This is a genomic window from Streptomyces alkaliterrae, assembly GCF_007097205.2.
In the GTDB taxonomy this organism is placed as follows: domain Bacteria; phylum Actinomycetota; class Actinomycetes; order Streptomycetales; family Streptomycetaceae; genus Streptomyces; species Streptomyces alkaliterrae.
The window spans coordinates 1-8,706 of record NZ_VJYK02000235.1; the positions used below are offsets into that span (position 1 = coordinate 1).

At 72.0% G+C, this 8,706-nt stretch carries 9 protein-coding genes and 1 pseudogene; 5 read left to right on the forward strand and 5 right to left on the reverse strand.

What is annotated here, in order from left to right; all coding sequences use genetic code 11:
* Positions 1–1,078 (reverse strand): SGNH/GDSL hydrolase family protein (locus FNX44_RS19625; protein ID WP_143649688.1); only part of this gene is annotated, 1,078 nt, incomplete at its 3' end.
* Between the two features lie 184 nt (positions 1,079–1,262).
* Here FNX44_RS19625 and FNX44_RS19630 point away from each other — a divergent pair.
* Complete coding sequence (locus FNX44_RS19630) at positions 1,263–2,651, forward strand: cystathionine beta-synthase (RefSeq protein ID WP_143649690.1); 1,389 nt, start codon at positions 1,263–1,265, stop codon at positions 2,649–2,651.
* A gap of 262 nt (positions 2,652–2,913) precedes the next feature.
* On the opposite strand, the gene FNX44_RS19635 is transcribed toward FNX44_RS19630, so the two are convergent.
* On the reverse strand, positions 2,914–3,336 hold the full coding sequence (locus FNX44_RS19635) for a hypothetical protein (protein WP_143649692.1): 423 nt from the start codon (positions 3,334–3,336) through the stop codon (positions 2,914–2,916).
* A 130-nt stretch (positions 3,337–3,466) separates the two neighbouring features.
* Between FNX44_RS19635 and FNX44_RS19640 the strand changes: the two genes are divergently transcribed.
* Positions 3,467–4,318, forward strand: a complete 852-nt coding sequence (locus FNX44_RS19640; protein ID WP_407699212.1) for a MurR/RpiR family transcriptional regulator — start codon at positions 3,467–3,469, stop codon at positions 4,316–4,318.
* A gap of 28 nt (positions 4,319–4,346) precedes the next feature.
* On the opposite strand, the gene FNX44_RS19645 is transcribed toward FNX44_RS19640, so the two are convergent.
* Positions 4,347–4,556, reverse strand: a complete 210-nt coding sequence (locus FNX44_RS19645; protein WP_143649696.1) for a hypothetical protein — start codon at positions 4,554–4,556, stop codon at positions 4,347–4,349.
* Between the two features lie 90 nt (positions 4,557–4,646).
* The gene (locus FNX44_RS19650) at positions 4,647–4,988 is read right to left on the reverse strand and encodes a hypothetical protein (protein ID WP_323369510.1); all 342 of its coding nucleotides are present in this window, start codon (positions 4,986–4,988) and stop codon (positions 4,647–4,649) included.
* Positions 4,989–5,105: 117 nt separating this feature from the next.
* Between FNX44_RS19650 and FNX44_RS19655 the strand changes: the two genes are divergently transcribed.
* Positions 5,106–5,339 (forward strand): DUF4287 domain-containing protein, encoded by a 234-nt coding sequence (locus tag FNX44_RS19655; RefSeq protein WP_143649698.1) that lies wholly within the window; start codon positions 5,106–5,108, stop codon positions 5,337–5,339.
* A gap of 101 nt (positions 5,340–5,440) precedes the next feature.
* On the opposite strand, the gene FNX44_RS19660 is transcribed toward FNX44_RS19655, so the two are convergent.
* The gene (locus FNX44_RS19660; protein WP_143649700.1) at positions 5,441–6,307 is read right to left on the reverse strand and encodes a Bax inhibitor-1/YccA family protein; all 867 of its coding nucleotides are present in this window, start codon (positions 6,305–6,307) and stop codon (positions 5,441–5,443) included.
* Positions 6,308–6,593: 286 nt separating this feature from the next.
* Between FNX44_RS19660 and FNX44_RS19665 the strand changes: the two genes are divergently transcribed.
* A complete protein-coding gene (locus FNX44_RS19665; protein ID WP_143649702.1) occupies positions 6,594–7,814 on the forward strand; it encodes an acetyl-CoA C-acetyltransferase in 1,221 nt (406 codons plus the stop codon).
* Positions 7,815–8,244: 430 nt separating this feature from the next.
* Positions 8,245–8,706, forward strand: a pseudogene (locus FNX44_RS29055) (hypothetical protein); the annotation flags it as partial.

Below are 8,706 nucleotides of genomic sequence, written 5' to 3' on the forward strand. Positions count from 1 at the left end.
GTTCCGGGTGGGCGGGGCCGCCGCCCTCCGGGCCGTCCTCGTCGCCGGGGGCGCTCTCCGCGCTCTGGGCGGCGCCGACGGTCGACGTCGCGGTGGGCTCCGGGTCCTCGGCGGCGACGCGGCGGCGTCTGCGGTGGCGCAGCAGCGCCCACGGGCCGCGGCTGGCGGCGGCGACCTCCGTGCCGCCCCGCTGCGCGGCGCGGGCAGCGGCGCGGGCCACCGGCAGCGGGCCCTCCCGCCGGCTCTCCGGCCGCTCCTCGGCCTGCGGCCACAGCCCGAGCGCCGCGCACAGCGTGGGCAGTACGGCCATCGCGGCGGTGGCGTAGCCCTCGGCGGAGGGGTGGTAGTTGTCCGGGCCGAACAACTCCCTGGGGTTGGCGGCGAACTCGGGGCCGAGCAGGTCGCCGAGGGAGACCGTACGGCCGCCCAGCTCGACCACGGCGATGGTCTGCGCGGCGGCGAGCTGCCGGCTGAGGCGGCGCGCCAGCCAGCGCAGCGGCTGGCCGACGGGTTCGACCGACCCGAGGTCGGGGCACGTGCCGACGACCACCTCGCAGCCGCCGGCGCGTAGCCGCGACACCGCCTCGGAGAGGTGCCGCACGGACTGCGCCAGCGGCATGCGTCCGGTGACGTCGTTCGCGCCGATCATGATCACGCACACGTGGGGGGTGCGTTCCGGGTCCGCCAGCAGCAGGTTCGTCTGGCGCTCCAGGTCGTCGGACTTGGCGCCCGGCAGCGCCACGTTCCGCAGCTCGACGGGGCGTTCGGCGACGGCGGCGAGCCCGGAGGCGAGCAGCGCGCCGGGCGTCTGCCGGGCCCGGTGGACGCCCTGCCCGGCGGCGGTGGAGTCGCCCAGGAAGCCGAGCAGCAGCGGGCGCTGGGCGCCGAGCAGGTCGAACACCGTGCCGTACAGGCCGTCGGCGACCGGCGGTACGTCGTCCGAGCCGCCGACGCGGCGTCTCGCGAGCTGCGCCTCGGCCAGCAGCAGCCCGACGGCGGCTCCGCCGAGCAGGCCGATGCCGCCGCCTCCGTACGCCGCCGCCGTCACGATGCGCCGCGCAACCGTCGCCCTCGACATGGTGCCGCTCCCGCCTCCCTCAACGCCCGGTGGGACCAGTGTGGTCCCCGGGCGCGCCGTCCGCGCCTACCAGCTTGTTGCCCCGCGCGCCCGGTGGCGCAACGCGTGTCACGTCGGCCCGTCGCGCAATAGGCTGCTGGTACGGGCCCGCGACCGCGGGTGCCCCCAAAACGCGGAGACCACTGTGCAGTATCACGAGTCCATGATCGAGCTTGTCGGCAACACCCCGCTGGTCAAGCTGAACAACGTCACCTCGCCGACCGGGGCGACCGTCCTGGCCAAGGTGGAGTACTTCAATCCCGGCGGGTCGGTGAAGGACCGCATCGCGCTGCGGATGATCGAGGCCGCGGAGCGTTCCGGCGAGCTGAAGCCCGGTGGCACGATCGTCGAGCCGACTTCCGGCAACACCGGGGTGGGGCTGGCGATCGTGGCGCAGCAGAAGGGCTACCGCTGCCTGTTCGTGTGCCCGGACAAGGTGTCCACGGACAAGATCAATGTTCTACGCGCGTACGGCGCCGAGGTCGTGGTGTGCCCGACGGCGGTCGACCCGGAGCACCCGGACTCGTACTACAACGTCTCCGACCGCCTCGTCCGGGAGACCCCGGGCGCCTGGAAGCCGGACCAGTACAGCAACCCGAACAACCCGCGCTCGCACTACGAGACGACCGGTCCCGAGCTGTGGGAGCAGACCGAGGGGCGGATCACCCACTTCGTCGCGGGCATCGGCACCGGCGGCACGATCTCCGGCACCGGCCGCTACCTCAAGGAGGCCTCGGACGGCCGGGTGAAGATCATCGGCGCGGACCCGGAGGGCTCGGTGTACTCCGGCGGCACGGGCCGCCCGTACCTCACCGAGGGCGTCGGCGAGGACTTCTGGCCGGACGCCTACGACCGGAACGTGACGGACGAGATCATCGCGGTCTCCGACAAGGACTCCTTCCAGATGACCCGCCGCCTCGCGAAGGAGGAGGGCCTGCTGGTCGGCGGCTCCTGCGGTATGGCGGTCGTGGCGGCGCTGGAGGTCGCCGAGCGGCTGACCCCGGAGGACGTCGTGGTAGTGCTGCTGCCGGACAGCGGCCGCGGCTACCTGAGCAAGATCTTCAACGACGAGTGGATGGCCGACTACGGCTTCCTGGAGGAGGACGGCACCGCCGGCGCGCAGGTCGGTGACGTCCTCCGGTACAAGGAGGGCGACATCCCCTCGCTGGTGCACATGCACCCGGACGAGACGGTCGGTCAGGCCATCGACGTGCTGCGGGAGTACGGCGTCTCGCAGATGCCGATCGTCAAGCCGGGTGCCGGCCACCCGGACGTGATGGCCGCCGAGGTCGTCGGCTCGGTTGTCGAGCGGGAGCTGCTGGACGCGCTGTTCGCCGGTCGCGCGGGGCTCGGCGACCCGCTGGAGAAGCACATGAGCGCGCCGCTGCCGCAGGTCGGCTCCGGTGAGCCGGTCGCCGACCTGATGGCGGTGCTGGAGGGCGCCGACGCGGCGATCGTGCTGGTCGAGGGCAAGCCGACCGGTGTGGTCAGCCGCCAGGACCTGCTGGCGTTCCTGGCCAAGCAGGCCAAGTGACGCACGCCGGACGGGGGTGTGACCCTTCGCGTCGGAAGCGTCACACACCGGCAAAGCCGTGTTAACACCCGTCATGCATCGTGGAGGTGTCGGCGCGAGGCCGAACAGGACGGCCCAGGGCTTCGGAGCGGCTCCCGGAGTCTCGGCCGCCGGGCGTGGCCGGTACCTCACCCGGTGACACGCCCTACGGGGACCGCCGTCGTCCCGCCCCGGCGCGACGCCGCGCCGGGGTGCGGCGGTCCCCGTAAGCCCGCGCTAGGGCCTAGTCCCAGCTGTCCTCGTCCTTGGCGCGGCCCCGGCGGTCGGCGCCCCACAGCCGTCCGTGGGCAACCACCGCGTTCACTCCGACGATGCCCGTCCATGCGACCAGCAGGCCGGGCAGCCCGCTGTTGACCGCCGCCACCGTCGACAGCGGTACCGCGAGGATCAGCGAGAACATCGCCAGCCCGAAGGAACTGCCGAAGCGGGGCGTGTCGGCGTCGGGGCGTCCGGCGGCCCGGGCGATCGTCATCTGCCGCTCGGCGAGCTGCCGGCGGACCCGCTGGTCGACGATCGCCTCCAGGCGCCCGTCCAGCTTCTCCATGAAGGAGTCGACGAGTTCGGCCTCGTACTCGGGGCCGAGGTCGCGGCGCGTGGAGAGCGTGGCCTCCAGCTCCTTGCGGAGCTCGGCGTCGTGGGTGTTCATGACAGCAAGGCTAGGTCGCGGAGTGCTCCGGGACAGTAGGGCTAGCCCCCGGAGTGGACCTCCCACTTGCCCCTCTGCATGGATTCATGCAGAGTCGGGGTTCGGTGAATGGCTCGGTCGGAGGGGACTTGTGAACGGTGTGGGCGGCGCCGGAGCGCGGCTGCAGAAGCTCTTCGAGGGGCACCGGCTGACCCCGACCCAGCGGCGGATCGCGCACTGCATGGTGCGGCGGGCGGAGGACGCCCCCTTTCTCTCCAGCGTCGAGCTGGCCGAACTCGCCGGCGTCAGCCAGCCCTCGGTGACCCGGTTCGCCGTCGCGCTCGGCTTCGACGGCTACCCGGCGCTGCGCCGCCATCTGCGGGAGGGCACGGGTCCGGAGGCCGCCGACGTGCCCGGCGGCCGGCAGACCAACGCCTACCAGCAGGCCGTCGAGGCGGAGATCGAGAACCTGCGGCTGCTCGCCGCGCAACTCGCCGACCCGGCGCCGGTCGGCGAGGCCGCCGAACTGCTGGCCGCCTCGCGTCCGCTGCCGGTGCTGGGTCTGCGTGCGGCCTCCGCGCAAGCGCGCGGCTTCGCCTACTTCGCGGCGAAGGTGCACCCGGACGTGCGACTGCTGGACGAGGGCGGCACGATGCTCGGCGACCGCATCGACGCCGCCGTACGGGCGGGCGCGACCGCCCTGCTGTGCTTCGCTCTGCCCCGCCACCCGCGGGAGGTCGCCGACGCACTGGCGCAGGCGCGGGACGCCGGGCTGCGCGTGGTGGTCGTGGCCGACAGCGCGTTCGCCCCCGTCGCCCAGCCGGGTGACGTGCTGCTGCCGGCCGCCGTCGGCACGTCGCTGGTGTTCGACACCGCCTGTGCGCCGATGCTGCTCGGCCGGGTGCTGCTGGAGGCGATGTGCGACCACCTGCCCCGCGCGCAGGCCAGCCTGGAGGAGTTCGACGCCCGCGCCGCCGAACGCTCGCTGTTCCTGGACCAGTAGAGCCCCGGGCGGGCGCCGGATTCGAGGCTCAGTCGACGATGTGAGTGAGGCCGAGGACGGTGAGGTGCTCCAGCACGTCCTCCAGCGGGTCGTCGATCTGCCCCGTCGTGATGAACGAGACCCGCGGACCGTTGTGCGAGTGGTGGTGGGTCTCGTCGGCGTGCGCGGCGGTCGCGAGCGGCAGCGTGAGGAGGGCGGTGGTGAGCGCGCCCAGGAGCGCGGACCGGAGGAGCTTCATTTCGTTTCCTCGCCTTGGCTGTTTGTCGGATCCCCGTACAGGCGGTCCAATCAGCCGGGCGGCGGGAAGGTCACGGGCGGCGACCGGTTCTCAGCCGAACCGGGGGCTTGTGGTGATCTCCGGTTCGGCGGCGGCGAGCAGGTCGAGGGCGGCGGTGAGCCGGTCGGCGGCGGCGCCGCGCAGCGCTTCGGCCAGGTCGTGGCCGGTGACGGCGAGTTGGTCGCCGACGGCGAAGTCGTCCGCCTCGGGCAGCGGCGGGCAGGGCAGGCCCGGCGCCTCCAGCTCGTGTGCGCGCCGGGCGAGTTCGGCGGCGAGTACCCGTCCCCGGTCGGCGGCGCCGCGGCGCAGCGCGCTGTGCGGCATGGCGCGCAGCCGGTCGGCGAGCCGATCCACGGCGTTCACGAGGGGCGTCACGTCTACGGTTTCGGGCACGTCCGCAAGCCTATGCGCCCCCTGTCGCCGAGCCTGCGCGCCCCTGTCGCACTGTTGCCAAGGCAGAGGCGGTCGGGCACCGTTACGGGACGGGAGTCCAACGTTTCGGAGGCGCCGATGTCCCAGGGCTTCGACGAGGAGACACACAACAAGCTGCTCGCCCGCATCCCCGACCGCACCGGCCGTCCGGTCGGCGACTGGCTTCGCATGGTGGACGAGGGCCCGGCCCTGCACCGGTTCGCGGAGAAGGTCGGTTGGCTGCGCGGCGAGCACGACCTGTCCTACGGCCACGCCAAGGCGATCATCCACGAGCACGACCGGCGGCGCGGCCGCGCGGCGCGCAAGTACTGAACGGATACCGAACGGAGAAGGAACCCCCAGCGCACACGGGTGAGGGCCCGCGGACAGCTGCCCGCGGGCCCTCACCCGTTGTGGTGACTGCTCCGGAGGGATCAGTCGCTGTTGAGGATCCAGGCCAGGCGCAGGAACTCGAAGTAGATCCAGGCCAGCGTCACGGTCAGACCGAACGCGGCGAACCAGGCCTGCTTCTTCGGCGCGCCGTAGGCGATGCCGTCCTCGACGGACTTGAAGTCCAGGGCGAGGAACAGCGCACCGATGCAGACGCCGGCGATGCCCATCAGGATGCCGACCGTGCCGGTGCGGAAGCCCATGCCGTCACCGGCACCGAAGAGGGCGAAGCCGAGGTTGACCAGGGAGAGCAGCGCGTAGCCGATACCGGCGGCGATGGCGAACTGGGTGAAGCGCCTGTTGACCCGGATGATCCGCGTCTTGTACAGGAACAGCACGGCCAGGAAGACAGCCATCGTGCCGAGGACGGCCTGCATGGCCGCGCCGGGAGCGAACTTGTTGACGAAGTTGCTCATCGCGCCGAGGAACACGCCCTCGAACACCGCGTAGCTGAGGATGATCCCCGGCGACGGCTCCTGCTTGAAGGACTGCCAGAACGCGAGGCCCATGGCGACCAGCGCGGCCACGATGGCGATCACCAGTGGCAGGTTGAACATCCAGGCGACGGCGGCGCTTGCGACGACCACGCCCAGCGTCAGACCAGTCCGGGAGACGACGTCGTCCATCGTCATGCGGTCGGTCTGCGGGGCGGTCGGCGGCGCGTAGCCGGGGGCGCCCTGCTGCGGCTGGGCGTAGGGGTTGTTGGCGTACGGGCTGTTCGCGTACGGGTTGGCCGCCGGGGCGCCCTGAGCGTAGGGATTCCCGGCCTGCGCCTGCGGGCCTGTGTTGAAGCCCGCCTGGCCTCCTTGACCGAACCCCCGTCGCGAGAAGACCGGGTTACTACTCCTCATCTCACTCCTCCATGGCCACACGACGCGGCCTTGCGTACCAGAGTAATGGGTTAGCAAAGACCGCACGGTAGTGCACCGGTCAGAACGAGCGAAAGCCCCGTTCTTGTTCCGCGCGAAGGGGTGATTCGGCCGTCCGGCCGAGCGGGCCGTCGCGGGGCCGTGCGTGTCGGCCTCGCCGGGGCCGGGCGGGCGCTGCGAGCCGCATCACACCAAAGGCCCCGTGACCTGCGCGCTACGCACGGGTAGCTTCCCTCACAGTTGTGCCTTCCCCTCTTCTGGAGCCGTCATGCCCGAAGCAGTGATCGTTTCCGCCGCCCGTTCGCCGATCGGCCGTGCCTTCAAGGGCTCGCTGAAGGACGTCCGCCCCGACGACCTGACCACCGAGATCATCCGGGCCGCGCTGGCCAAGGTCCCCGAGCTGGACCCGCGCGACATCGACGACCTGATGCTGGGCTGCGGCCTGCCCGGCGGTGAGCAGGGCCACAACCTGGGCCGGGTGGTGGCCGTGCAGCTGGGCATGGACCACCTGCCGGGCTGCACCATCACCCGCTACTGCTCGTCCTCCCTGCAGACCAGCCGGATGGCGCTGCACGCGATCAAGGCCGGTGAGGGCGACGTCTTCATCTCGGCGGGCGTGGAGATGGTCTCCCGCAGTGTGAAGGGCACCTCCGACGGTCTGCCGGACACCCACAACCCGCTGTTCGCCGACGCCGAGGCGCGCACCGCCACCCGCGCCGAGCAGGGCGGCGAGGGCTGGAGCGACCCGCGCGAGTCCGGCGAACTGCCGGACGTCTACATCGCGATGGGGCAGACGGCGGAGAACCTGGCCCGGCTGAAGGGCGTCACCCGCCGGGACATGGACGAGTTCGGCGTCCGCTCGCAGAACCTCGCGGAGAAGGCCATCGCGGAGGGCTTCTGGGAGCGCGAGATCACCCCGGTCACCACGCCGGACGGCACCGTGGTGAGCAAGGACGACGGTCCGCGCGCCGGGGTGACGCTGGAGGGTGTCGAGGGGCTGAAGCCGGTGTTCCGCCCCGACGGCCTGGTGACGGCGGGCAACTGCTGCGCACTGAACGACGGCGCGGCCGCGCTGGTGATCATGTCCGACACCAAGGCGCGTGAGCTGGGCCTGACTCCGCTGGCCCGGATCGTCTCGACCGGCGTGTCCGGCCTGTCCCCGGAGATCATGGGCTACGGTCCGGTCGAGGCCAGCAAGCAGGCGCTGGCCCGGGCCGGTCTGACGATCGGCGACATCGACCTCGTGGAGATCAACGAGGCGTTCGCCGCCCAGGTGATCCCCTCCTACCGCGACCTGGGCATCGACCTCGACAGGCTGAACGTCAACGGCGGCGCCATCGCCGTCGGCCACCCCTTCGGCATGACCGGCGCCCGGCTGACCACCACGCTGATCAACTCGCTCCAGTGGCACGACAAGCAGTTCGGCCTGGAGACGATGTGCGTCGGCGGCGGCCAGGGCATGGCGATGGTGATCGAGCGGCTGAGCTGACACCTCCGGGCCGACACCGGCTGACACCGGCTGACACGCCGAGCCGGCACCGGCTCCGGCGCCCGCGCGGCGGCGGACCGAGGGGCGGACACGTGTTCACGTTTCCGCCCCTTTGTGTTGCTCGCACGTTCGGTGTTCGCGCCGGCGCGCAACGTGAGGAATTGCGCGCGCCGGAGCGCGTCGGTGTTATCTGGGTCACTTGTGATGCCGGGCTGATGCGGAAGCTCGCTCAGGATGTGATGTTTGACCCCTCGGTTCGGCGTTTTACCTGTTCATGGGGGTATGGATCAAGGCGGAAAGCGTGCTCTACGCCCTATTTATGGCCTTTTTCGACCGGTTCGACAGGTGCCGCGCGTAAACCTGCGGTAGTAATTCTTCAGACCGCTGAACCCAGAGGTCCCCCCGTAAGTCCGAACACTGGAGTACGTCGGTGATCGCCATAACCCTGATCCTGCTGCCGGCCGTCGTGGTGGCCGCGGTGGCCGCCTGCGCCACCGCGATCTGCGTGCGCGGCCTGCGCCGCGAGGTCTCGGGGCTGCGCGAGGAGCTTCTCGCCGCCCGCGCCTCGGTGCCGGCCGCCCGGCACACCCCTGCCCTGGAAGAGGTCAGGGCCGTCGTCGCGGACGCGCTGGCCGAGGAGCGGGAGCGCGAACTGGCCGAGGCGCGGGCCTTCTGGGCCGCCCAGGAGGCCAGGGACGTGGCCGACGGCCTCGCCGGCCCCGAGGCGGCAAACCCCGGCTACTCCGGCTACCCCGGCTATCCCGGCTCCGCCGACTACCCCGGTTACGGAGTCAGCGACGTCGACGCCCAGCTGCTCGACGCCCTCCTCGACGAGGTGGGCGAGCGCGCCGCCGGACGCGACGCGGGGGAGGGGCCTGGCGAGGGGCGGGCC